Raw genomic sequence first — 24,675 nt, forward strand, 5'->3', positions numbered from 1 at the left:
GAAAGCTGCAGGAGCTACTTATTATTTTAGTCCAAATTGAGGCCGCCATAACACCTGAAACAGCTGTTTAACAGTGCAAAAAACATTGCATAAAAATGATGGCTATTTGTATAATACTTATCTGAGGGATTGGTTTTTTAGTCTTTGTTATTTAAAACTGTTCTAAATAAAACTGCTTTATTTTTAATCTGATGCGGTTTTTAACGCATTTTTTGAGTTAAGTACAGGGGTGGGGGAAAGGGGGCCAAAAATAAACTTATTATGTTTGATTAATGGAATTCGCATAGTAGATTTGTGGCCGTAAAGCAATTTCACCATATACTAAACACAAGTGATCATGGCTATGATTAGCTGTATACTTAAAACTCAACACAAAATTCTCGTTGCCTTTCTCGTTGCACTTACTTTTTCTTTCGGAGCGCATGCTCAGGGGGAAAGTGAGCAGGGAGAAATTGCGGCGAAGGGAGTAGAGCCAGGCGCTACACAAGGAGCGGCCGCCGGCGCGCCAGCAGCAGGAGATGCTGCTGTGATAGACGCAGGGGCAGCCTTGTTTAAGAATAACTGTACTGTTTGCCACTCGGCTGGCAGCGATGTTATTGTTGGCCCCGGATTACAGGGGGTAACAGACAGACACAGTGAAGCCTGGTTGCACAAGTGGATTCACAACTCGCAGGCGCTGATCCAAGCGGGCGACGCAGAGGCGGTGGATGTTTACACTCGGTTCAATAAGCAGGCCATGCCTTCTTTTGCCTTCTCTGACGATGAGATCAGCTCTATTCTGGCTTATCTTAAATCTGGACAAGGTGCGGTGCAGACTTCTGCAGCAGCTCCTACTACGGTAGGTGGCGTGCCAGGCAACGAAGCAGGTGAAAACGTTGGGACAGAAGCAATAGGTGCGATTGGGCCTTACCTGGATATTGTGCTGGTGGTGCTGATTATCGTACTCATTGTACTCGTGGTGACTTTGTTGCTGATCACTTCCTTACTTAAGAATTATCTTAATAAGAACCGTCAGTTAAGCCCGTATGACAACGAGGTAATTAACCAGCGCTTCGATTTCTCTAAAATTTACAAGTCTACACCTGTTCGTGTGCTGGTGGTCTTGATTTTTATTGTGGTGTTGCTCGACCTGGGCTGGAACTCGCTTTTAGGTGTGGGTATACAGCAAGGGTATACGCCGACGCAGCCAATTGCCTTCTCGCACAAGATTCACGCAGGCGACAACCAGATTAACTGTAACTATTGCCATACTACTGTATATAAGAGCAAGAGTGCCAGTATTCCTTCTGTTAACATTTGTATGAACTGCCACAGCCAGATCAAAACAGAGTCTCCTGAGATTCAGAAGATCTACAGAGCGGTGGAGCGGAACGAGCCTATCCAGTGGGTACGCATACACAACCTGCCGGACCTGGTTTACTTCAACCACTCGCAGCATACCCAGGTGGGTGGTATTGAGTGCCAGACCTGCCACGGCCCTATTCAGGAGATGGACCAGGTATACCAGTATTCTCCTTTAACAATGGGCTGGTGTATCAATTGCCACAGAGAGACGCCATTGAATACAAAAGGCAATGCCTACTACGACAACCTGGTGAAAATTCATGACGAGTCTTCGTCAGGTGCCTTTACCGTGGCTTCTAATGGTGGTACAGAATGCTCTAAGTGTCACTATTAATTTATAACATCAATTAGTATTCGAGTTTTCTAAATATAATATGCAAGACAGAATAAAATACTGGAAAGGAATTGAGGAGTTAGAAAATACTCCGGAGTTCGTAAAGAATGCTCTTAATGAGTTTCCAGAATTCCTGCCGGTTAATGACACCAAAGGTGAGGGAGCCTCTGCCAATGGAAAGACACATCGCAGAGACTTTCTGAAGCTGCTGGGTTTTAGCATGGCTGCCGTATCGCTGGCCTCCTGTGAGGCGCCGGTACGCAAAGCTATCCCTTATCTGAACAAACCTGTGGATATAGAGCCGGGCGTTGCCAACTGGTATGCTTCTACCTTCTATAAAGATGGGGACTACAACAGCATTCTGGTGAAAACGCAGGTAGGTCGTCCAATCAAGATCGAGCCGAACAATGCGTCTTCTCTGACACCGTATGGTACCAGCCCCAAAGCACAAGCCTCCCTTATGGGCCTGTACGATGACAACAGGCTGCGCTACCCACTTATCAAAGGAAAAGAAAGCACTTGGGCAGAAGTAGACAGGCAGATTAAATCGCGCCTTGCCAATGTAAACGGCAAAGTAGCCTTTGTTTCTTCTACTATTATCAGCCCTTCTACCAAGCAGCTCATTAATGAGTTTGGCTCCAAGTTTGCCAACTTCGAGCACGTAACTTATGATGCAAATTCAGCATCAGGACTGCTGCAGGCCAACGGGGGTGTTATTCCAGGGTATGACTTCAGCAAAGCGAATGTTATCGTTAGCATAGGAGCAGACTTCCTGGGTACATGGATCGCTCCGATTCCGTTTGCAAAGCAGTATATACAAACGCGAAAAGTATCGGCCGAAAACCCGAACATGTCGCGCCATCATCAGTTCGAAGCCCGTTTTTCGCTGACAGGTGCTAACGCTGACGTCAGAATTCCTGTAAAGCCCTCTGAAGAAGCATTGGTTATTCAGGCCATTTACAATGCCGTAACTGGCGGGGGTACTGTTTCAGAAACTGTTCCGAATGCTAAAGCAGTGGCTACAGCTATAAAAGAGCTGAAAGCGAACAACGGCAAAGCCCTGGTAGTAGCTGGCTCAAATGATCCGGGCATACAGGCCATGGTTACGGCTATTAACCGTGCACTGGGTGCTGAAGGAACCACGATCACAACAGCTTCTCCCTTCTATACCAAGCAGGGCATCGACGCTAACATGATCCGCCTGATCAATGAAATGAATGCCGGCACTGTTGGAGCCGTATTCTTCTACGATGCCAACCCAGTGTATACACACCCGCTGGCTGAGAAGGTGGTAAGTGGATTGAAAAAAGTAAACCTGCGGGTATCTTTTGCAGACAGAATCAACGAAACATCTGACCTGTGCGAGTTCGTTACCCCAGACAACCACTACCTGGAATCCTGGAATGACTTTGAACCAAAGAAAGGATACATCAGCCTCGCGCAACCTGCTATTAACCCTATCTTTACAACCCGCCAGATGCAAAACAGCCTGCTGGTGTGGAATGATAGTGCTACCGAATATTACGACTACATTCGTAACAACTGGCGTAAAATAGCTCCAGCCGGTAACTTCAACGAGTTCTGGGATAACACCGTGGAGCAGGGAGTGCTAGAAAACGGCACAACCATGCTGCAGGTAAATACTAACGTACCGGCTGCTACGCCTGTGGCCAAATATATCAAATCAACAGGTATAGAAGCGGTACTGTATGAGAAAGCGTCCATTGGTACTGGCGACATGGCAAACAACCCATGGCTGCAGGAAATGCCGGACCCGATTTCAAAAGCAACCTGGGGTAACTATGTAGCCATGCCGCGTGCAATGGCCGAAGAAATGCAGGTAGTACAAGGCGATGTGCTGAAGGTAACCATGGCGAATGGCCAGGTAATTGAGTTACCAGCGCTTGCCCAGCCAGGACAAGCCAAAGGTACTGTATCTATAGCTATAGGCTATGGCCGTAACCTGGAATCAATGCCTGTAGCGAAAGGTGTTGGCGCGAATGCTTACCCTATTGCAACCGTTGTAGATGAAACGGTCTACTTTACCGGTCCGGTTAAGCTGGAGAAAACAGATGCTCTTTCTGATATTGCGCAGACACAGACACACCATACGATTATGGGACGCCTTGTTGTGCAGGAAAGTACATTAGACAAGTATAAAGAAAATCCTAAAGAAGTTACAGAATACGAGCGTGTTGCCACACATGCAGGGCCTGCTAAACCGGCAACCGTATCGCTTTGGGATGACTACGAGTACAAAGACCACCACTGGGGAATGGTAGTAGACCTGAACTCCTGTATTGGTTGTGGTGCCTGTACGATCAGCTGCCAGGTAGAAAACAACATACCGGTGGTAGGTAAAGCTGAAGTGCTAAACCGTCGTGAGATGCACTGGATGCGTATAGACCGGTATTACAGCAGCGATACGACAATAGAGGATACAAACTTGGGCGTAGTAGAGCACTACCAGAAAATGGAAGATCCGTCAGATAACCCGTCTGTTATCTTCCAGCCAATGATGTGCCAGCATTGCAACCACGCGCCATGTGAAACGGTATGCCCTGTTGCCGCGACCATGCACAGTTCCGAAGGCCTGAACCAGATGGTTTACAACCGCTGTGTAGGTACACGTTATTGCGCCAACAACTGCCCGTATAAAGTGCGTCGTTTCAACTGGTTCGCTTATCCAAACAACGATAAGTTTGTGAACATTAACACAACCATGCAGACGGATCTTGGTAAAATGGTGCTGAACCCGGATGTAACAGTACGTGCCAGAGGGGTAATGGAGAAATGTACATTCTGCGTACAGCGTATCCAATTAGGTAAACTGGAGGCTAAGCGGGAGAATAGAAGACCGAAAGATGGTGAAATTGTGAGTGCCTGCGCGCAGTCATGCCCAACCGAAGCGATCATCTTTGGTGATATGCTGAACCCGGAGAGCCGCATTTCAAAGCTGTTGGCCCGTGAGGCGGGAGAGCGTGCCTTCCATGTACTGGAAGAGCTTAACGTGCAGCCAAACGTAACTTACCTGACAAAAATTAGAAATTTAGCTTAACATAATTAGACGATAGCGTTATGCAGCATGTATCTCCGATAAGAGAGCCTCTTGTAACGGGGGGGAAAACATACCACGACATCACCGAAGATGTCTGCCGGCAGGTAGAGGCAGCACCCAACCCACGTTGGGCCGCGGCTTTCGGTGTTGCCCTGATTGGTCTTTGTATTTTCTTCTACTCCGTGTACCGCACCTTGTGGTTCGGTATCGGCGAGTGGGGCTTGAATAAAACAGTAGGTTGGGCATGGGATATCACCAACTTCGTATGGTGGGTAGGTATTGGCCACGCCGGTACGCTGATCTCAGCCGTATTGTTGTTGTTCCGCCAGAAGTGGCGTAGCTCCATTAACAGAGCTGCCGAGGCGATGACGATCTTCGCCGTAATCTGCGCCGCTATGTTCCCGGTACTGCACATGGGCCGTCCATGGCTGGCTTACTGGGTACTTCCATTACCAAACACCTTTGGTTCGCTGTGGGTAAACTTTAACTCGCCGCTGCTTTGGGACGTGTTCGCGATCTCAACATATTTCTCTGTATCGCTGGTTTTCTGGTATATCGGTCTTGTGCCGGACTTTGCCACTATCCGCGACCGTGCAACAGGGCCTATCGCCAGACGAGCTTACTCTTTTCTATCATTAGGATGGACAGGATCGGCTAAGTCTTGGTCACGGTATGAAACTGTATCTCTGATATTAGCCGGTGTGGCAACACCACTGGTGCTTTCAGTGCACACCATTGTATCCATGGACTTTGCAACCTCGGTAATTCCGGGCTGGCATACCACTATCTTCCCGCCATACTTTGTGGCTGGTGCGATCTTCTCTGGTTTTGCAATGGTGCTTACATTGATGATCATCACCCGAAAAGTGTTCAAACTGGAGGATTACATCACCATGGAACACATCGAGTCGATGAATAAAATCATCATGACGACCGGCTCTATTGTGGGTATTGCTTACACTACTGAGTTCTTCATCGCCTGGTACTCACAGGTAACGTATGAGCAGTACGAGTTCATTAACCGGGCCACAGGTCCTTATTGGTGGGCATACTGGACTATGATGACTTGTAATGTGGTAACGCCACAGGTGTTCTGGTTCCGCTACGTACGAAGAAGCCTGGTGCTGACCTTCATCATTTCCATCTTCGTGAACATCGGTATGTGGTTTGAGCGATTCGTAATCATTGTGATCTCCCTTCACCGCGATTACCTGCCTTCTTCCTGGGCGATGTTCTACCCCACTAAAATTGACGTAGGCATTTATGTAGGTACTTTTGGCTTGTTCTTCACATTATTCTTCCTGTTTGTGAAGTTCTTCCCGGTCATCAACATGGCCGAAGTAAAAGCTATTCTGAAGTCTTCTTCAGGGGTAACGCATGGGCACCATTCTACCAAGGCAACTTCGATGCATGGTACTCATGGAACGGATATGAACACTAATACACAGCACAGCAATGAATAAGAAATTTGTTCTAGGTATCTACGATGATGAAGATGTGCTGCTTCCAGCCATCGAAAATGTCCGGGCTGCCGGTATTAAAATATATGAAGTTTTCTCACCATACCCGGTACACGGAATAGATGATGTACTAGGGATAAAAAGATCACGACTTCCTATAGCGGCCTTTCTGTTTGGCCTTTGCGGAACCAGCTTCGCACTCTGGATGCAGATCTGGATGCTGGGCTTTGATTGGCCTATGATTATTGGTGGTAAGCCGAATATTGCGCTTCCGTCTTTTATCCCGGTTACTTTTGAGTTAACGGTGCTTTTCGCAGCATTTGGAATGGTGTGGACATTCTTTATTGTAGAGAGAATGATACCAACTTTCAAAGTGAATGTGTTCGACAAGCGCTCCACAGACGACAAGTTTGTGATGGCGATCGAAGTGAAAGAAGGAGTAACCGACATGAAAGCGCTTGATAACCTGCTTCGTTCCAGCGGCGCTATCGAAGTAAACGAGAAGGAGCTAGTAAAATAATGAAAAGAATCTCAAGAATCAGCCTGATGGCTTCTGCCGTTCTTTTTACCGCTGCATCACTTGTTTCGTGCGGTAGCGATGACGGCCGAGGAGTAGAGTATGCTCCGGATATGTATCACTCCATAGCCCTGGACCCCTACTCACAAATTAAAATGGAGCAGTTCAACCCCTATGGTATGAACATGCGGCAGCCGGCAAAAGGCACCGTTGCTCGCGGGCATGTAAGCTACAATTTATACTTGTCAGTTGATACAGCTGAAGTAGCCGGAGTGGAGCTGAAAAATCCACTTCCTTATACAGAAGATAACCTCTCGCAGGGCAAAGTGCTGTACTCCCGTTTTTGCCAGCATTGCCACGGCGAAAAAGGGGATGGACAAGGGCCGGTAGGTGTTAAGTTTAAAGGTGTGCCAAATTACCAGAACGGCCGCTATGCCACCCTGCCGGCGGGTCACATCTTCTACGTGATCACTAATGGCAGAGGACGTATGCATGCGCATGGATCACTGGTGAACCCGACAGAACGTTGGAAAATCGTGATGTACGTACAGCAACTGCAGAAAGGGAAAACTGACACGGCTATCGACGCCGGCACGCAAGAGGCAAATGAAGCTGGTGGCGAAGCGATGACGGATAATCCGGTAACAGGTACCCCCCCGAACTCAAGTCCTAATAAGTAAGTCAAGGCATAAGATATAAGGATAATGACAGAAGAAAGACTCATCATTTCTAGAAAAACGAATAATAGGTTTTTCCTGATGATAGCTATAGGTGTGGTAATGCTTATAGCAGGAATAATATTTATGGCCCTGACCGGAGATGCAGGCCATGGAGAAGGTCATGGTGAAGAGCATCCCGTAACATGGGTGCAGCGCCTGTTCATGAACCTTTGGCTCAACAATGTATACTTTACAGGTATAGCAGTAACCGGCGTGTTTATCGTTGCGGTGCATTATGTAGCCTATGGCGGCTGGTATGTGTTAGTAAAGCGTATTCCTGAAGCATTAGCTTATTACCTTCCTATCGGAGGTATTGTGATGCTGCTGGTGTTTATCTTTGGCCGCCACTACATTTTTCATTGGTCGCACGAAGAGTTGTATGAAGTTGGCAATCCGCTTTATGATCCAATAATTGCAGGCAAGCAAGGATTTCTAAACCTGCCGTTTTACCTGATCCGAATGGTGATCTACATCGGCTTATGGATACTCTTCTCGCGCTTGCTGCGAAAAAACTCTATTGATGAAGACCTGAATGGCGGCACAACTTATTATAACAAGAACATCGTGCTTTCAGCCGGCTTCCTGGTAATCTATGGTATCTCGTCTTCCATGTCAGCATGGGATTGGGTCATGTCCATCGACACACACTGGTTTTCCACTATGTTTGGCTGGTACGTATTCTCCAGCTGGTTTGTATCAGGCCTTGCCGCTACTACACTAGCCGTTATCTTCCTCAAGCAGCACGGCTATCTGAAAATGGTAAATGCTAACCACCTGCACGATTTAGGCAAATTTGTTTTCGCCTTCTCTATTTTCTGGACTTACATCTGGTTTGCACAATTCCTGCTATACTGGTATGCCAACATACCGGAAGAAGCCATCTACTTTATAGATCGTTTGGGAGGAAATCATGGACACTACAGATGGATCTTCTTTATGAATCTATTTATAAACTTTGTTTTCCCTTTCCTTGTTCTAATGACAAGAGATGCAAAGCGCCAAATGATCATGCTGAAGATCGTAACAATAGCCATACTTGTAGGACACTGGTTCGATTTTTACCTGATGATGATGCCCGGCACGCTGCACGAAGGAGCTGGAGTAGGCTTTATAGAAATAGGAGCTGCTTTGATGTTCCTGGGAGTATTTCTGCTCACATTTACCAGAGGTTTGACGAAAGCAGCACTTGTGCCTGTTAACCACCCCTTCCTGGAGGAGAGTGTGCACCACCATGTTTAGAGATCATACTAAAACGTTATATAAATGATTACGTTCGCGATAGGTTTATCCATTGTTTTATTACTGATTATCCTGTTCCTCCTGTTTAGGATTGGTACGTTAGCCTCCATTTTCAGGGGATCATCAGAACGGCCGGCAGGAACCACTAAAACGAGCAATCGTGTCAATGGCACCATGCTGCTGCTCTTCCTGATTATTGGAGGTATTGCTTTTGCCTGGTCTTTCAATGCGTACTGGGGCGACATGAACCAGCCGATTGCCTCTGTGCATGGCGAGTGGACAGATAGTTTGTTCTGGACAACCATGATCATTATCGGAGTAGTGTTCGTGATAACACAGATCCTCCTTTTTTACTACTCTTACCGCTACAAGCACCGCGACGACAGAAGAGCTTATTACTACCCGCACAACAATAAACTGGAGATAGTATGGACAATGATTCCGGCGGTTGTGATGGCACTGCTCGTGTTTGGCGGCTGGAAAACTTGGACGAAGATCACAAGCGCTTCTCCTGAAGATTCTGAAGTAATAGAGGTAATGGGTAAACAGTTTAACTGGATGGTGCGCTACCCCGGAGCTGATGGCGAATTGGGAGTGGCCAACTATAAACTGATTGATGCGGTGAATGAGTTTGGTATTGACTTCAGCGATAAAAATGCGCAGGATGACTTTACAGCCATGGAGCTGCATGTGCCAAAAGGAAAGCCCGTTCTGCTGAAGATCAGATCAAGAGATGTTATCCATAGCGTATATATGCCGCAGTTCCGTTTAAAGATGGATGCTGTGCCGGGTATGCCAACCAAGTTCTGGTTTGTACCAACCAAAACTACTGCCGAAATGCAGAACGAGACCGGCAACCCGGATTTCAAGTATGAGCTGGCTTGTGCTGAAGTATGTGGCCGTGGTCACTTTGCCATGCGGTTTGTGGTAGTAGTGGATGAGCCGGAAGATTATGCGAAATGGAAGGCTGAGCAAAAGCCATTTGTAGAGCAGAACCCCGACTTACTGGCCAAGTTCACCAAGGGTGCGCAGCAGCCATTAACTTTGGAGAAAAGTTCTGGAGGTAATGCAGAAGAAGTAAAAACAGCGTTGTAGCATTTTAAATCCAATAAAAAATGTCTAGTACCGATATTACAATCGATCAGGATGTACATCATGCACATGAGGAGCATGATGAGCACCACCACCAGAATTTTTTTGAGAAATACATCTTTAGCCAGGACCATAAAGTTATTGCAAAGCAATTCCTTTTCATGGGTATCATGTGGGCTTTTATAGGTGGTTTTCTCTCCATCCTGTTCCGTATGCAACTGGGCTGGCCAGCGGCTACTTACACCTTCCTGGAGCCAATTCTGGGAGGTTGGGTAGAAAACGGAAAAATTAATCCGGAGTTTTACCTGGCAATGGTGACCATGCATGGTACCATCATGGTATTCTTTGTATTGACAGCAGGTCTGAGCGGAACATTCAGTAATTTCCTGATTCCACTGCAGGTAGGTGCCCGCGATATGGCATCGGGCTTCATGAACATGTTATCTTTCTGGATCTTCTTTCTTTCCAGCATCATCATGTTCACATCTATTTTCCTGGAAACAGGACCAGCTGCAGGTGGGTGGACAATTTACCCGCCACTAAGTGCCTTGCCACAAGCCATACAAGGCTCCGGCACAGGTATGACGCTGTGGTTGGTAAGTATGGCACTCTTCATTGTATCGCAGTTGCTGGGTGGCGTTAACTATATCACCACTATCATTAACCTGCGCACAAAAGGAATGTCTATGACGAAGCTTCCGCTGACGATCTGGGCCTTTTTCCTGACGGCTGTACTAGGTCTGCTTGCTTTCCCGGTGCTGTTCTCTGCCGCGTTGCTGCTGATCTTTGATCGTAGCTTCGGTACTAGCTTCTTCCTGTCTGATATTTACATTGCAGGAGAGGCGCTGGCGCACTCCGGTGGTACACCTATCCTGTTCCAGCACTTGTTCTGGTTCCTGGGTCACCCGGAGGTATACATCGTAATCATGCCGGCTTTCGGTATAGTGTCTGAAGTGATCTCTACCAACTCCCGTAAGCCAATCTTCGGCTATCGCGCCATGATCGGCTCCCTGTTTGGTATTGCTGTACTGTCGTTCGTTGTATGGGCGCACCACATGTTCGTAACAGGTATGAACCCGTTCCTGGGCTCAGTGTTCATGTTCCTGACGCTGATTATTGCAGTGCCTTCGGCGGTAAAGGTGTTTAACTACATCGCGACGCTATGGCGGGGTAACATCCGCTTTACAGCTGCTATGATGTTTGCAATCGGTTTTGTATCCCTGTTCATCTCAGGTGGTTTGACAGGTATTATACTTGGTAACTCTGCTCTGGATATACAGCTACACGATACGTATTTCGTAGTAGCACACTTTCACCTGGTAATGGGTGCAGCTGCTTTCTTCGGTATGTTTGCTGGTGTGTACCACTGGTTCCCGAAGATGTTTGGCAGAATGATGGATGAGAAGCTTGGCTACGTACACTTCTGGTTGACATTTACAGCAGTATACCTGGTGTTTATGCCAATGCACTACATCGGTATTGCCGGTTTCCCAAGAAGATACTATGCCTGGACAGGATTTGAGTCGTTCAATACGTTCACAGACCTGAACTCCTTTATTAGCATGGCGGCTATACTAGGTTTTTCAGCACAGTTTATCTTCCTGTTCAACTTTATCTATAGCATTCTGAGAGGCAGAAGAGCGACTGAGAACCCATGGCATTCCAACACACTGGAGTGGACTACGCCTGTACTGCCAGGCCATGGCAACTGGCCAGGTGCGCTTCCGGTAGTATACCGTTGGCCATACGACTATAGCAAACCAGGAGCTCCTGAAGATTATATTCCACAAACAGTACCATTCTCCCAGACGCAGTCATCAAACCTGCCACAGGAGAAAGACTTTGAATAAGCTAGCAAATGGCTAATAAATCTTTTCAGGTTAAAAGATTTAGAAATATTGGAGTACTGACAGTTATTGCTGTTTACTTTCTGATATTAGTCGGAGGAATCGTGCGGAGCACCGGATCCGGAATGGGATGTCCAGACTGGCCCAAGTGCTTTGGCAGTTGGGTTCCTCCGACTGATGTTAGTCAGTTGCCGGCTAATTACCTGGATCTTTACAAGCAAAAACGCGTTGAAAAGAACCAGAAGCTGGCAACTTACCTGAGCAAGTTTGGCTTCGATGATTTATCGGCCACTATATTCTCTCACCCGAATCAGTTTCTGGAAACGGAGTTTAACGCAACCAAAACCTGGATTGAGTATGTAAACAGGTTGGTAGGAGTAGCGATCGGCATTCTGATTTTCCTGACGGTTATTTATGCGTTTCCATTCCTGAGGCGCGACAGCACCATTTTTTATCTCGCCTTAACAAGCTTTGTGCTGGTGGGGCTGCAGGGTTGGTTAGGCTCCATTGTAGTTTCCACTAATCTGCTGCCAGTTACCATCACCATTCACATGGCACTGGCCTTGTTCATTGTCGCCATGTTGCAGTATGCAGTGGCACGGTCTGCGAAAGAGGAGTTCCGGCAGTCATTCAGCTATTCACCTAAAGTACAGCGCTTGCTCTGGCTGGTAGCGGTTATTACGTTCGGGCAGATCCTGCTAGGGACGCAGGTGCGGGAACAGGTTGATCTGGTTGGCTTTATGATGAATGGCATTAACCGTGATCTGTGGGTAGATCAGTTAGGTGTTAAATTTTATATCCACCGGTCTACTTCTATACTTGTGCTTGGGCTGCATGTATACCTGGCCTATATGATCTACCAGCTAAAGGACAGACGGATGGCGCAATTAGCAACGCTGATGCTGGTGCTGGTAGGGATCGAAATTGTTGCAGGCATTATCATGGCTTATTTTGCTATTCCGCCTGTCTTGCAGCCTATTCATTTAACGGTGGCCGCCCTTTTATTCGGCGTGCAGTTTCAATTGTTAGTTATACATCATTATGCCTCTCAACGGGCAATAAAGAAGTCAGTAGTTATTCCTAATTAATGTTAACGCAGCAATCAGAATCGCTACTGCCATTAAGTTTTATGGCACAAAAAGCAGCAGCATACTTTAAACTTCTGAAGTTCAGGTTAAGCTTAGTAGTTGCTTTTTCCAGTGCCATCGGGTATTTGTTAGGTCAGCAGAATGCCAGTTACCTGAACATTTTTCTGGTAATGCTGGGTGGACTGCTGGTAACAGGCTCCGCTAACATCATCAACCAAGTGCTGGAGCGTGACCTGGACAAACTGATGAAACGCACCGCTAAACGGCCGCTTCCGGCGCACCAGGTGTCGGTAAAAGAAGCCATCATCTATTGTGTGCTGCTGGGCATAAGTGGCCTGGCTATACTGGCTTTGTGTTTCAATGTACTTACCGCAGCGCTTTCCCTGTTGTCTCTTATTCTGTACGGATTTGTGTATACGCCTTTAAAGCGTGTTAATCCCATTTGTGTGTTTGTAGGAGCCATACCGGGTGGTATGCCGCCGCTTATCGGCTGGGTGGCTGCTAGTGGCATTATAGGCGTTGAGGCTTGGATCTTGTTTGGTATTCAGTTTATCTGGCAGTTCCCGCACTTCTGGGCCATCGCCTGGGTGCTGGATGATGATTACAAAAAGGCTGGCTTTAAGATGCTGCCCATGGCAGGAGGAAAGAACCTGAAAACTGCCATTCAGATAATGATTTACACTTTGTTGCTGATTCCTTTGAGCCTGCTGCCCCTGCAGTTTGGAATGACAGGCTCCACATCGGCCCTTATAGCAGTTGTTTGTGGCGTACTTTTTCTGGCGCAAACCTTTTACCTGATGCGTACCTGCTCCAAAAAAGCTGCTATGACCATTATGTTCGGTTCATTTTTATACCTGCCTATTGTGCAGATAGCCTTCGTTTTAGATAAAATAAATATATGAGTATGGTTGCCAGAATTGATGAGCATGATAACGACGCATCAGGGTTGCATCCGCTAAAGTTTTCCCTGTGGTTGATTATTATAAGTATAGTGATGATGTTTGCGGCCTTTACCAGCGCCTACATCGTACGCCGGGAAGAAGGGAACTGGCTTGATTTTGAACTTCCCCGAATTCTTGTTCTAAATACAGTTGTTATCGTACTAAGCAGTATTACCATGCAGTGGGCTTATTTTTCGGCCAAGAAAAACAACCTCGCTACGCTAAAAACAATGTTGCTGCTGACCCTTGCTCTAGGTATAGTTTTCCTGATCGGGCAGTGGAATGCCTGGGCAGTACTGGTGCAGAATAATGTATACTTTGGTGGAGATGGTAGTAATCCAGCCGGCTCTTTTATCTATGTGCTTACCGGCGTGCATGGATTTCACATCATCACCGGGTTAATTTTTCTGCTGCTTACTTTGTCTGCAAGCCTGCGCTATAGAGTACATTCAAAAAATATGCTGCGTATACAGTTATGTACTATATATTGGCACTTTTTAGGAGGACTTTGGCTATATTTGTACTTCTTCTTACTTGTGAATCACTAAACACGTTTTCAATACACAAACTATGTCTACTTCAACTACGCTGGAAGCCCCAAATACAGGTACATGGGATGGCGGCAATGAGCCATTCAAAGCGAGCTATGGAAAACTCATGATGTGGTTCTTCCTGCTGTCTGATGCATTTACATTTGGTTCTTTCCTGATTGTTTATGGTCTGTCCCGTCATAAGCACCTGCCTTATACCGGATCACCCGAGGCCTTTTCTTTTTCTACTAAATGGTGGCCCATTCCGGAGAAGGTATTCAATGCTTTCCCTGGTTTTCATGGCGTAGATCTGCCGCTGGCTTTCGTGGCATTAATGACCATGATCCTCATTCTTAGCTCCGTAACAATGGTGCTGGCAGTGGAAGCAGGACACCGTATGGATAAAAATGATGTGCAGAAATGGTTGTTGTGGACAATCCTGTTTGGTAGTACTTTTTTAGCTTGCCAGGCTATTGAGTGGACACACTTTATTGAAGGAACAGAAGAAGGAATGACGTTAGCGAATGGCATCGTGTTCCATGGCGCTAACCTGACGATGAACCAGTATGGCCCGCCCTTGTTTGCCGACCTGTTCTTCTTTATCACAGGTTTCCACGGCACCCACGTTTTCTCCGGTGTTATTCTGTTGATCATGATCTTTTTCAACACGGTTAATGGTGTATACCAGAAACGTGGCCACTATGAAATGGTAGAAAAAGTAGGGCTTTACTGGCACTTTGTAGACCTTGTTTGGGTGTTTGTGTTCACCTTCTTCTACCTGATTTAATCAAAGCATATAAAACCATCCTGCTTTGTTACGTAAACAATACTAAGGATAAGTAACAGTAGGAAACAAAAGAACTAGCAAACATATGGCAATGCATACTGACCACGCCCACGATTTTGAGCACAACGGAGAGGTTCCGAAGGCACAGACTAAAGCTATCTGGCGAACCTTTATTATACTGGTAGCAATCACTGCGCTGGAATTCCTTATTGCTTTTACCATGGATGCCAGCACCCTGCGAAATGCAATTTTCATCGTGCTGACAGTGCTCAAAGCGTTTTATATAGTAGGAGAATTCATGCACCTGAAGCATGAAACTAAAGCTTTAATCTGGACGATTCTTATACCGATGGCCTTGATTGTGTGGCTGATGGTGGCCCTGATCTCGGAAGGTAGCTACTACTTCGAGTCCGTTACGAATTACTTCCACTAGCAAAACCTGCAATGAAGAACTTAAAGGCACTAATACTAGGAATCCTAATATTAGTGCCTCTTCTTATTTTTGCCTTTGTCGTTATTTTTGGCGTACAGCATTTTACCCTTCCCACCTATTTGCCTGAACGGGCAAAAACAGGAGAGGTCGTGAAGAATGCCAAAGGAGATACTATCTTTAAGCAGATACCCGACTTCCGCTTTACAGATCAGTCCGGGAAAACCGTGTCGCAGGAGAGTTTAGCAGCAAATGGGATGTATGTGGTAAATTTCTTCTATACTTCCTGCCCCGTGAATTGCCGGCAAATTGCCTCGCAGTTAACACGTGTTCAGGAAGCTTTCCAGAACAACCCAACTGTAAAGATCGCCTCTATCACTGTTAAACCCGAGCAAGACTCTGTTGCCGCACTGCAGCAGTACGCTACCGAATATCATGCAGATCCGGCGCAGTGGCATTTTCTCAGAGGCCCGAAAGCAGAAATTTATCAATTGGCAAGTATAGGCTTTGATTTACCGGCTCCCCGCGGAAAGGACGTGCAGGACCTGATCCAAACAAACCGCGTACTGCTGGTGGACAAAGCGCACCGTGTGCGCGGTATTTACAACGGTACTAAGTCCACAGAGATCGACAGGCTTATCATGGAAATTAACGTATTGCTAGATGAATACAGTAAAAGCAAATAACCTGACACCTGCCAAAGATCGCAGGTTTCTGGCCCTCATTGCCGTACTTTCGGTGGCTATACCCATAGTAGTAGCTTTACTCTTTTTTGTGCCCAAAGCAGGCGCAGGAAAGGTGGATGTTTCATTTCTGCCCCCTTTCTATGCTTTCCTTAATTTTCTCACTGCCATTGCACTGGTAGTTGGGTATGTTAACATCAAAAAAGGGAAAGTAAAAGTACATAGGGCCTCCATGTTGGTCGCCTTTGGATTGTCTTCCATTTTCCTGGTGTCCTATGTCGTCTATCACTACTTTGGGGAACGCACGATCTATGGCGGCGAGGGTGTATTAAAATACATTTACTATTTCATCCTGCTCACCCATATTGTGCTGGCGGTCATTATTGTTCCGCTGGTGCTGCTGTCGGTATACTTCGGAATTACAGATCAACTGACGCGGCATCGGCGCATTTCCCGCTGGACGTTTCCGGTGTGGTTGTATGTGGCAGTAACAGGGGTGCTGGTGTACCTGCTGATCTCACCTTATTATGCATGAACTTGCATGCTTACTTAACTGTTAAAGTAATATGAAGCTGTTTAATAAAATTGTTTTTGTTGTGGCTACTGTGCTGGTGCTGGCTTTTTCGTCAACAAGCGCCTACAGCCAGTGTGCCATGTGCCAGGCTACTGTTGAGTCTAACGCCGGCAAAGGCCACGAAGATTCTGATAACAAGGTAGGTACAGGCCTGAATACTGGTATTCTGTACCTGATGGTGGTGCCTTACCTACTAATTGGCACCGTTGGCTTCTTATGGTACAAGAACACCCGCAAAAAGGGGTGAGCAACCCCTCTTTAGCAGAGGCCATACTTGCCTGTAAATGCCCGCGCTGCCGGCAGGGAGAGGTATTTACACATTCTGCGCTTAACCTGCGCAAGTTTGATAGCATGTACACGGAGTGTCCTGTATGCGGCCTCCATTACGAAGTGGAACTCGGCTTTTTCTGGGGCGCCATGTACATTAGCTATGGTTTTTCTGTCAGCATTATATTAATGGCCGGTGTTTTGCTCTATTACCTGGCAAACGACCCGCCCATGTGGGTGTACCTGGCAGTGGTCGCCACCCTTATTATTGTGTCCACCCCTGTGCTGTTCCGCTACGCCCGCATCTTTATGTTGTATTTTTTTGGTGGGATTAAGTATAACCCGGCCTACAGCAACCGATGAATCGCTGGTGGTTATCTTACGTTTTGCTTAAATTCGTAGATAAATATAGCTGCTTTGAATCGGAAGATAACTCCTGTTGTGCTTTTGCTGGCTTCGCTCCTGTGCTTTATGGCAACAGCAGCATTGCATTTCAATCTTTTTGCCAGCCAGCGCTATGCCGATGAGAGTGCTCAGTTAGCGCCCATTACTCAGCGGGTGCAGCATTGCATCGACCAGGCACATGTCGAAGCCGAATCAATTGGCCAACAGCTAAAAGAACACACCATTTCTTTTTCCGAGCTGCTGCAACAAACGCGTTACCCTACCTTTATTTACAAAGGCAGCCGCCTTATTTTCTGGTCAAATCATACAATTGTGCCGGAGCTAGACCCAGCCACTACCTCGCCGCACCCCGGCGTGGTAAGTAGTGAATACGGCATTTTTATCATCGTCCCGCACCAGACGCCCTATTACACTATCTATGTATACATTCCGCTACAGGTAAGCTACAGCATCCACAACAGCTATCTTTCGCCTACGCTGGATTCTTATATCTTTCACAAAACGGACGTTCGCCTGGTAATGGACCCGCAGGCGCATTTGCCGCAGGTGCATACCAGGCAAAATATCTTTTTGTTTGCGGTAGATTTTAAATCCGGTAAAAACCATGGCGGTACCAACTTCATTCAGCTGGTGTTGCTTACGTTAGGTACCCTGCTGTTTGTACTGTTTAGCATCGCGCTGTGTCGCCGGTTGGTTCAACGACACCTGTATAACAAAGGTACTGGGGTGCTGCTGTTGTTGCTGTTCGGGTTGCGTGTAGTGCTGCTGGTGTTCGATCTCCCTTTCTCTATTGCCGAAACCACGCTTTTTGATCCGAAGCTGTACGCCGCATCATTCTGGTCGCCGTCCATCGGCGATCTGGCGCTGAACATGCTGCTGCTGACCACTATCGCTGGAAGCGGTTTATACTTGTTCCGTAAGAACAAAGCCTTGACTTACCTGAAGCTGTTGCCTCAAAAGCAGAGCCGATGGCTGCAGGTAGCCTGTATACTGGCTTTTTACCTGCTGCTGCTGGTGCTCTACCGCTTTTACTATGGCGTATACCACAACTCACCGCTGGTGCTGGATATCAGCCAGTCGCTGAGCTTCACCAAGTATAAAGTCATCATCTATGGTATCATGCTGCTGCACACTATTTCGCTAAGCATGTTTACCTTTATGCTAGCCACCGTCGTGTCGGTGCTGCTACAGCGCGAACCGAACGTGTGGCCTTACCAGCTGCTGGCGATAATCGTGGTGGTGCTGGGGCTGCTGACAACCTATTACGAATCGCAGCTGTTGTTTGTGCTGCTACTTGGTACCATCTTCTGGTTCCTCATCATGCTGTCGGCCCGCCACCGGCAGGCTATCAACTCTCCTTATCGCACTTACCTGTTCTTCTTCCTGGTGGTGATCACCAGCGCCTGGACCGGAGCTTTCGCGCTTTATAACCATTATCAGAATGAGCTGAAAATGTATAAGCAGGACTTTGCTTATAAGCTGCTCAAAGATAATGATGTACTGGGCGAATACCTGCTGGAAACCGTAGCGGACAGCATTGCCAACGATGCCGTGATCCAGATGAAGATGATGGGCCCGTATGTGGATGCCAACTTTATCAAACGGAAAATAGCCAAGCAGTACTTGCGCGACTATTTCGATAAGTATGAGGCAAATGTGCTGCTTTTCGACAGCCAGGGCCGCACCCTTGAAAGTGCTGATACCACGGCCACTACCCTGCAGGAACTGCGCCTGCAGTATGATACGCCCCAAACGCGTACCGAACGGCACAACCTGTTCCTGATAAAAGACCCTACCCGCTATAATGCCCGTACTTACCTGAAGCTAATCGAGGTTCCGATCAGCCATTTCCAGAAAGGCACCATTGTGCTGCAACTCACGCTTAAAAAGCTGCTTCCGAACAGCGTGGTGCCGGAACTGCTGGTCGATCAGAAAAACAACCAGCCTTTCCGGATGGACATGCTGAGCTACGCCATTTATAGTGGCAACAAGCTGCGCTACAATGAGGGCGAGTATGACTACGCTACGAACTTCAACCGGAAGCTACTGGGCCATATGGAGCTTTATACCCAAGGCACTGGTCAGGGCAATTACCACCACCTGGGCGTAAAAGGCGAAGGAGGTCAAACTTTGGTGATCACAACGGAGAAGTATGGCGCCCGCGAAGTGCTGTCGAACTTCTCTTTCCTGTTTCTGGTGTTTATTGCTGGCATGCTGATTAGCGGGTTTTTATACTTGCTGTTGCAACGGCAGCGCTTCCGGGAGTTTAGCCCAAATTTTAGCACCAAAATTCAGATATTTCTCAACTTTGGCATTCTGCTGCCCCTGCTGCTGGTCAGCATTACTACGGCAGGTCTGGTAACGGCGTCTTATAAAAAGGATCTGATGACCACGTATGAGCAACGGGGCGAAGCCATACAAGAGAACCTCAGCAAGTTGGTAGATGAACGGCTGTTGCAGCAGAAGAAAGATTTGCAGCAAAAGATAGAGGAAGTAGCCTCCATTTCCGAAACGGACGTGAACCTTTACGACCGCTATGGCCGGCTGCTCGTTACAAGCCAGCCCCTTATTTTTGAGGCCGGGCTGCTGTCGAAGCTGGTGAACCCGGAGGCGTTTGCGGCCATTTCGGAGCGGCAGGCGCTGCGGGTATTGCTGGAGGAGCGCACAGGCAACCTGACTTTTAATGCTGTGTACCTGCCGCTGCGCTCGCAGCTGCACCCTGGAGAGTTGCAAGGCTTTATCGGCATCCCTTTCTTTGATTCTGAAAAGCAGCTGGACTTGAAGCTGATCGAACTCATTACTACAACGATGAATATTTTCTCCGTTATGTTCATCGTTTTTATGGTCCTAACCTTCTTCGCATCCCGTGCCCTCACCGTGCCGCTGCGCCTGCTGGCTGATAAACTAAAGCGCACATCGCTCACTGGCAAAAACGAGATGCTGGCTTACAAAGGGGCCGATGAGATTGGGATGCTGGTGAGCGAGTATAACCGGATGCTGCTCACGCTGGAGCAAAACAAAGTGGACCTGGCGATGCAGGAAAAGGAAGCTGCCTGGCGCGAGATGGCCCGGCAGGTGGCGCACGAGATTAAAAACCCGCTCACGCCCATGAAGCTCTCCCTGCAGTACCTGCAGAAGGCTATCGCCGAGAAGAAGCCGAACACGGAGCAGCTGATCGAAAAGATCTCACATACTTTGATTACGCAGATCAATATCCTGAGCGACATTGCGACTTCGTTTTCCAGCTTCACCTCCATGCCGGAACCGAAGTCGGAGCTAATGGATGTGGCTATGGCGCTGCAGAAGGCCGCTGACCTGCACAACGACCCGGCCACTGCCGTACTGACCACGGCCATACCGACCGAAGCGGTGCTGGTGCTGGCCGATGAGAGCCTGTTGGTACGCACCTTTAACAACCTGTTGCTGAATGCCATTCAGGCGGTACCCGCCAGCCGCAAGCCGCACCTGAAAGTGGCGCTGCAGGTAAAAGAAGAGGAAGTTTACATTTCTATCAGCGACAATGGCAGCGGCATACCGGAAGATATCCGCAGTAAAGTATTTATCCCGAACTTTAGCACCAAGTATACAGGCTCCGGTATTGGCCTGGCAGTAGCAAAGAAAGGAATTGAGAGTGCTGGTGGCCGTATCTGGTTTGAGACGGAAGAGGAGAAGGGTACCACCTTTTACATTGCCTTGCCGCGGGCTGACGTATGAGCACCCGAGGGCTTTACCTATTAGGACTGCTGCTCTGGCTTAGTTTGCCCTTAGTGGCGCAGCAGTCGCTGAGTAACCAACGCTGCCGGTGGCTGCGCGTTGCAACAGAGCCGCAGGTGCTGGACTCGCTTACGCTGTTGCCCGAAACAGTTACCTTCACCCACCCGCATGCCGCCCAGTTTGCCTTCGACTACAACTATACTTCCAACGAGTTCCGGCTGACGCGCTTTCCCGCTCCGGACTCCATCGCCATTGACTCGACAGGTACAAAAATGCCGCTGCCCGATTCCGTGCTGGTATGCTACCGCGTGCTGCCCCTTAACCTTACCAAGCCGGCTTTTAAGCGCGATGTCGCCAAGCTGGAGATGACTTCCTTTCAGAAGAATTTTTACCAGGAAGATTTTGCTACCAAAGAAGAGATCTTCCGGACGCCGGGGCTGAACAAAACGGGCAGTATTTCGCGTGGCATCTCATTTGGCAATACGCAGAACGTGTTCGTCAACTCGGCCCTTAACCTGCAACTCGACGGCAAACTAACGGATGATATCAGTATCACCGCTGCCATTACCGATCAGAACATCCCGTTTCAGCCGGAGGGCAATACACAGCAGTTGCAGGAATTTGACAAAGTATACATTACGCTCAAGCACCGGCTCTGGCAACTCACGGCCGGCGATGTGGTGCTGCAGAACCGCCCAAACTATTTTATGAAATACTACAAAAACGTGCAGGGCGCAGCGTTTGAGTTTAAGAACGGCAAAGCGCCGGATCAGCAGGGCATTACGTCGGTGGCAGCATCCATATCAAAAGGCAAGTTTGCCTCGCAGGCACTCACAACACAGGAAGGCGTTTTAGGACCTTACCGCCTGACGGGGCCGAATAACGAGCGTTTTATTATTGTGCTAGCCAACTCAGAGCGGGTGTTTATAGATGGCGTGTTGCAGCAGCGCGGCTACGACTATGATTATGTGATCGATTATAACCAGGCTGAGATTACCTTTACCACACGCCATGTAATCACAAAAAATACCCGCATCAAGGTAGACTTTGAGTATTCAGACCAGAACTATAGCCGCGGCATTTACCACCTGAGCCACTACCAGCAACTGGGCAAACTGAACGTGTATGGCAACTACTATAATGAATCTGATAACCCGAACAGCCTGCTGAACCTGGACCTGACGAACGAGGAAAAAAGCATGCTGGCAAGTATAGGCGATAGCTTGCAACTGGCGGTTGCTTCCGGGGCTACGCGCGTAGATTTCGCCGCGGACCAGGTGCTCTATGCACGCCGTGACACCAGCTATAACAACGGGCAAAGTATAGCCAACATTTATGTATACTCTACCAGCCCTGATTCAGCATTTTACAATGTGCGCTTTTCGGAAGTGGGGCAGGGGCGGGGTGATTATGTAGCTTCGGGTAGTGCGGTGAATGGTCGGGTATACTTGTGGGTGGCGCCGGTAAATGGGGTACCGCAGGGAAACTATGCACCGGTGCGGGTACTTCCAACGCCCAAAAAGAAGCAGATGCTGAACCTGGGCGCCATCTATGAAGTGCGAAAAGGCATACAGGTTTTTATGGAAGGGGCAAGCTCGCAATACGATGTCAACCGCTTCTCGGAGCTGGATGCACAGGACGATAATGGCAAGGCGCTGCGGGTTGGCTATACGGTGCAGGATCAATTAGTACCTTTTCTGAAGACGTACCGCCTGAACAGCGTGTTGAACTATGAGTATACGGACAAGTATTTCACGCCCATCGACCGGTATCGCCCCGTCGAGTTTGACCGCGACTGGAGTTTGACAGGAACGGAAACACAAGCCGATGACCACATCCTTAACTTTTCGGTTGGGGCAGCCCAGGACGCGCTAAACCTGTTTAATTACCGCATTAGCCGCCGCTACCGCGCAGATCAGGTAGATGGGGTGCAGCATTATGTAGACCTGCTGAAGCAGCTGGGCCACCTGCAGCTGCAAAACCATTTTTTTATGCTCAACAGTCAGCAGGCAACTCGGCAGTCTACGTGGTACCGCGGCGAAATGGGGGCAAGGTATAACTTCAGAAAACTTGTGCCTGGCTACTTATACCGGTTTGATAAAAATAAGATAAAGGCGTTAGGGGCTGATTCAGTGGTCGGTTCGGCGCAGTATTTTGAGGAGCACCTGCTGTATGTAGAAAGCAGCGACACAGCCCGTACACACTTCCGGCTAGACTACAGCTACCGCACAGACTGGCATCCGACCGCAGACGGGCGCATCGGATTGCCAGAGGTAGGGCAGACGTATAATGCCGTACTGGAAAAAGCTTTGAGCCCTGAAAACAGGCTGTCGCTGCAGGGCACCTACCGGAAACTGAAGTTGGCTAATGGTAAACTGGAAGAAACCATCCAATCGCGGGTGGACTGGAGTGCCGGTTTTCTGAAGGGTGTGTTGCGGTCGGAGCTGAGCTATGCCGTTGGCACCGGGCGAGAGCTGAAGAAGATCATTATTTTTAGAGAGACACTGCCGGGGCAGGGTACGCATTACCTGCGCGACGGCGGCGACCCCAACAACCTGAACGACTACCTGGAGGCCCAGACCGTAGACCAGCGGCGCTATATCAAAATCTTCCTTCCGACAGATGAATATGTGAATGCCTATACCAACTACTTTACGTATCGCCTGACCACCAGCGCCCCACACGACTGGCACACACAGCAAGGGATAAAAGGGTTCGCCTCGCACTTTTCGGTGCTCACTTTTGCCAGCATCGATAAGAAAACAACAGACAATAATTTACAGGATCGCTTTAACCCTTTCAGTCAGAATTTTGAGGATGAGTTCCTGATCTCGCTGACCAAGGCGTTGCGCAACACAGTGTACTTTAACCGCAGCAATCCTAACTATGGGGTGGAGTATACGATGCAGCAGAACCAGCAGAAGTCACTGCTGGCCAATGGTACCGAAACCCGTATTGTGGGTAGCCATACGGTAGTGGCGCGCCTGAACCTCAACGAAGTGCTAAGTACGCAGCTGACTTCTGAACTGAATGTGCGGGAAAATCGCTCTGATTTCCTCAACTCCAAGAACTTTAAGATTGAAACAAAGCAGCTCACCCCCGAACTGGCGTATCAGCCAAACACCAAATTACGCTTTACCGGAACTTACCAATTCTCGGTACGGCAGGACCTGCTGACTGCCTCCGAAGCGCGGCAGCAGGGTACATTTCATGAACTGGGGTTAGAGGCAAAGCTGAGCCAGGTGAGCAAACGCACGCTCTCAGGGAATATCCGGTATGTAAATATTACGTTTAACGGCGACATGAATACGTACGTAGGCTATGAAATCCTAAATGCGCTGCGCCCTGGCAATAACATGACCTGGTCGTTTAACCTGCAGCAGCGCCTGAGCAATGGCCTGAACGTTTCGGTAAACTATGATGGGCGCAAAGCCAATGGTATAAATGCTGTGCATACGGGGCGTACGCAGGTTTCTGTGCTGTTCTAAAGCCGGCAGGTATTCCTGCCATAAGAAAGTACTTTACCACAAGTATAATCGGCCTGATCAGGTATAGGTATAAAACCAAATAGCCCCCGCATAACGGAGGCTATTTGGTTTTGGCTAAAAGTTGAGGGTGTTTTTACTTGGACTCGTCTTTGGCAGCG

Annotated in this window: 19 protein-coding genes; all 19 read left to right on the forward strand. The window is 48.1% G+C overall.

All coding sequences use genetic code 11. The features are described 5' to 3' along the window. Nucleotides 1–337 precede the first annotated feature (337 nt). The 19 genes from ABDW72_RS19125 (at nucleotide 338) to ABDW72_RS19215 (ending at nucleotide 24,517) form a co-directional block, all read left to right on the forward strand. Entirely contained in the window at nucleotides 338–1,678 is a 1,341-nt protein-coding gene (locus tag ABDW72_RS19125; RefSeq protein ID WP_347160211.1) for a c-type cytochrome, read from the forward strand. A 40-nt stretch (nucleotides 1,679–1,718) separates the two neighbouring features. Further along, nucleotides 1,719–4,736 carry a TAT-variant-translocated molybdopterin oxidoreductase gene (locus ABDW72_RS19130; protein ID WP_347160212.1) on the forward strand — a complete coding sequence of 1,006 codons (3,018 nt, stop codon included), beginning with the start codon at nucleotides 1,719–1,721 and terminating at the stop codon, nucleotides 4,734–4,736. A gap of 20 nt (nucleotides 4,737–4,756) precedes the next feature. Continuing rightward, nucleotides 4,757–6,199, forward strand: a complete 1,443-nt coding sequence (nrfD, locus tag ABDW72_RS19135; RefSeq protein ID WP_347160213.1) for an NrfD/PsrC family molybdoenzyme membrane anchor subunit — start codon at nucleotides 4,757–4,759, stop codon at nucleotides 6,197–6,199. Then, entirely contained in the window at nucleotides 6,192–6,716 is a 525-nt protein-coding gene (locus ABDW72_RS19140) for a DUF3341 domain-containing protein (RefSeq protein ID WP_347160214.1), read from the forward strand. The genes nrfD and ABDW72_RS19140 overlap by 8 nt, the downstream gene beginning before the upstream one ends. Then, nucleotides 6,716–7,393 (forward strand): c-type cytochrome, encoded by a 678-nt coding sequence (locus tag ABDW72_RS19145; protein ID WP_347160215.1) that lies wholly within the window; start codon nucleotides 6,716–6,718, stop codon nucleotides 7,391–7,393. Before ABDW72_RS19140 ends, ABDW72_RS19145 begins: the two co-directional genes overlap by 1 nt. 24 nt (nucleotides 7,394–7,417) lie before the next feature. Then, nucleotides 7,418–8,671: a quinol:cytochrome C oxidoreductase gene (locus tag ABDW72_RS19150; protein WP_347160216.1), complete on the forward strand. Its 1,254-nt coding sequence runs from the start codon at nucleotides 7,418–7,420 to the stop codon at nucleotides 8,669–8,671. A 24-nt stretch (nucleotides 8,672–8,695) separates the two neighbouring features. Then, on the forward strand, nucleotides 8,696–9,766 hold the full coding sequence (locus ABDW72_RS19155) for a cytochrome c oxidase subunit II (RefSeq protein ID WP_347160217.1): 1,071 nt from the start codon (nucleotides 8,696–8,698) through the stop codon (nucleotides 9,764–9,766). Between the two features lie 20 nt (nucleotides 9,767–9,786). After that, nucleotides 9,787–11,613 carry a cytochrome c oxidase subunit I gene (locus ABDW72_RS19160; RefSeq protein WP_347160218.1) on the forward strand — a complete coding sequence of 609 codons (1,827 nt, stop codon included), beginning with the start codon at nucleotides 9,787–9,789 and terminating at the stop codon, nucleotides 11,611–11,613. An 8-nt stretch (nucleotides 11,614–11,621) separates the two neighbouring features. After that, nucleotides 11,622–12,698 carry a COX15/CtaA family protein gene (locus tag ABDW72_RS19165; RefSeq protein ID WP_347160219.1) on the forward strand — a complete coding sequence of 359 codons (1,077 nt, stop codon included), beginning with the start codon at nucleotides 11,622–11,624 and terminating at the stop codon, nucleotides 12,696–12,698. After that, nucleotides 12,698–13,600, forward strand: a complete 903-nt coding sequence (cyoE, locus tag ABDW72_RS19170) for a heme o synthase (protein WP_430438168.1) — start codon at nucleotides 12,698–12,700, stop codon at nucleotides 13,598–13,600. The genes ABDW72_RS19165 and cyoE overlap by 1 nt, the downstream gene beginning before the upstream one ends. Further along, nucleotides 13,597–14,187 (forward strand): cytochrome c oxidase subunit 3, encoded by a 591-nt coding sequence (locus ABDW72_RS19175; RefSeq protein ID WP_347160221.1) that lies wholly within the window; start codon nucleotides 13,597–13,599, stop codon nucleotides 14,185–14,187. The genes cyoE and ABDW72_RS19175 overlap by 4 nt, the downstream gene beginning before the upstream one ends. 22 nt (nucleotides 14,188–14,209) lie before the next feature. Next, nucleotides 14,210–14,956 carry a cytochrome c oxidase subunit 3 gene (locus ABDW72_RS19180; protein ID WP_347160222.1) on the forward strand — a complete coding sequence of 249 codons (747 nt, stop codon included), beginning with the start codon at nucleotides 14,210–14,212 and terminating at the stop codon, nucleotides 14,954–14,956. A gap of 85 nt (nucleotides 14,957–15,041) precedes the next feature. Beyond that, complete coding sequence (locus ABDW72_RS19185; RefSeq protein WP_347160223.1) at nucleotides 15,042–15,389, forward strand: cytochrome C oxidase subunit IV family protein; 348 nt, start codon at nucleotides 15,042–15,044, stop codon at nucleotides 15,387–15,389. Nucleotides 15,390–15,442: 53 nt separating this feature from the next. After that, the gene (locus ABDW72_RS19190) at nucleotides 15,443–16,072 is read left to right on the forward strand and encodes an SCO family protein (RefSeq protein ID WP_347160224.1); all 630 of its coding nucleotides are present in this window, start codon (nucleotides 15,443–15,445) and stop codon (nucleotides 16,070–16,072) included. Beyond that, on the forward strand, nucleotides 16,050–16,604 hold the full coding sequence (locus tag ABDW72_RS19195) for a DUF420 domain-containing protein (RefSeq protein ID WP_347160225.1): 555 nt from the start codon (nucleotides 16,050–16,052) through the stop codon (nucleotides 16,602–16,604). The genes ABDW72_RS19190 and ABDW72_RS19195 overlap by 23 nt, the downstream gene beginning before the upstream one ends. Before the next feature lie 31 nt (nucleotides 16,605–16,635). Further along, complete coding sequence (locus tag ABDW72_RS19200) at nucleotides 16,636–16,890, forward strand: hypothetical protein (protein WP_347160226.1); 255 nt, start codon at nucleotides 16,636–16,638, stop codon at nucleotides 16,888–16,890. Continuing rightward, nucleotides 16,860–17,273 (forward strand): DUF983 domain-containing protein, encoded by a 414-nt coding sequence (locus ABDW72_RS19205; protein ID WP_347160227.1) that lies wholly within the window; start codon nucleotides 16,860–16,862, stop codon nucleotides 17,271–17,273. Before ABDW72_RS19200 ends, ABDW72_RS19205 begins: the two co-directional genes overlap by 31 nt. A gap of 54 nt (nucleotides 17,274–17,327) precedes the next feature. Beyond that, nucleotides 17,328–21,029, forward strand: coding sequence for a sensor histidine kinase (locus ABDW72_RS19210; protein WP_347160228.1), 3,702 nt, complete (start codon nucleotides 17,328–17,330; stop codon nucleotides 21,027–21,029). Beyond that, a complete protein-coding gene (locus ABDW72_RS19215; protein WP_347160229.1) occupies nucleotides 21,026–24,517 on the forward strand; it encodes a hypothetical protein in 3,492 nt (1,163 codons plus the stop codon). Before ABDW72_RS19210 ends, ABDW72_RS19215 begins: the two co-directional genes overlap by 4 nt. Nucleotides 24,518–24,675 lie beyond the last annotated feature (158 nt).

Source organism: Pontibacter chitinilyticus, from assembly GCF_039748935.1.
In the GTDB taxonomy this organism is placed as follows: Bacteria; Bacteroidota; Bacteroidia; order Cytophagales; family Hymenobacteraceae; genus Pontibacter; species Pontibacter chitinilyticus.

Excerpts from the sequence above, each read along its gene's own strand:
- ABDW72_RS19125 (WP_347160211.1), top strand. The coding sequence starts at position 338 with ATGGCTATGATTAGCTGTATACTTAAAACTCAACACAAAATTCTCGTT.
- ABDW72_RS19130 (WP_347160212.1), top strand. The coding sequence starts at position 1,719 with ATGCAAGACAGAATAAAATACTGGAAAGGAATTGAGGAGTTAGAAAAT.
- nrfD (WP_347160213.1), top strand. The coding sequence starts at position 4,757 with ATGCAGCATGTATCTCCGATAAGAGAGCCTCTTGTAACGGGGGGGAAA.
- ABDW72_RS19140 (WP_347160214.1), top strand. The coding sequence starts at position 6,192 with ATGAATAAGAAATTTGTTCTAGGTATCTACGATGATGAAGATGTGCTG.
- ABDW72_RS19145 (WP_347160215.1), top strand. The coding sequence starts at position 6,716 with ATGAAAAGAATCTCAAGAATCAGCCTGATGGCTTCTGCCGTTCTTTTT.
- ABDW72_RS19150 (WP_347160216.1), top strand. The coding sequence starts at position 7,418 with ATGACAGAAGAAAGACTCATCATTTCTAGAAAAACGAATAATAGGTTT.
- ABDW72_RS19155 (WP_347160217.1), top strand. The coding sequence starts at position 8,696 with ATGATTACGTTCGCGATAGGTTTATCCATTGTTTTATTACTGATTATC.
- ABDW72_RS19160 (WP_347160218.1), top strand. The coding sequence starts at position 9,787 with ATGTCTAGTACCGATATTACAATCGATCAGGATGTACATCATGCACAT.
- ABDW72_RS19165 (WP_347160219.1), top strand. The coding sequence starts at position 11,622 with ATGGCTAATAAATCTTTTCAGGTTAAAAGATTTAGAAATATTGGAGTA.
- cyoE (WP_430438168.1), top strand. The coding sequence starts at position 12,698 with ATGTTAACGCAGCAATCAGAATCGCTACTGCCATTAAGTTTTATGGCA.
- ABDW72_RS19175 (WP_347160221.1), top strand. The coding sequence starts at position 13,597 with ATGAGTATGGTTGCCAGAATTGATGAGCATGATAACGACGCATCAGGG.
- ABDW72_RS19180 (WP_347160222.1), top strand. The coding sequence starts at position 14,210 with ATGTCTACTTCAACTACGCTGGAAGCCCCAAATACAGGTACATGGGAT.
- ABDW72_RS19185 (WP_347160223.1), top strand. The coding sequence starts at position 15,042 with ATGGCAATGCATACTGACCACGCCCACGATTTTGAGCACAACGGAGAG.
- ABDW72_RS19195 (WP_347160225.1), top strand. The coding sequence starts at position 16,050 with ATGAATACAGTAAAAGCAAATAACCTGACACCTGCCAAAGATCGCAGG.
- ABDW72_RS19200 (WP_347160226.1), top strand. The coding sequence starts at position 16,636 with ATGAAGCTGTTTAATAAAATTGTTTTTGTTGTGGCTACTGTGCTGGTG.
- ABDW72_RS19205 (WP_347160227.1), top strand. The coding sequence starts at position 16,860 with ATGGTACAAGAACACCCGCAAAAAGGGGTGAGCAACCCCTCTTTAGCA.
- ABDW72_RS19215 (WP_347160229.1), top strand. The coding sequence starts at position 21,026 with ATGAGCACCCGAGGGCTTTACCTATTAGGACTGCTGCTCTGGCTTAGT.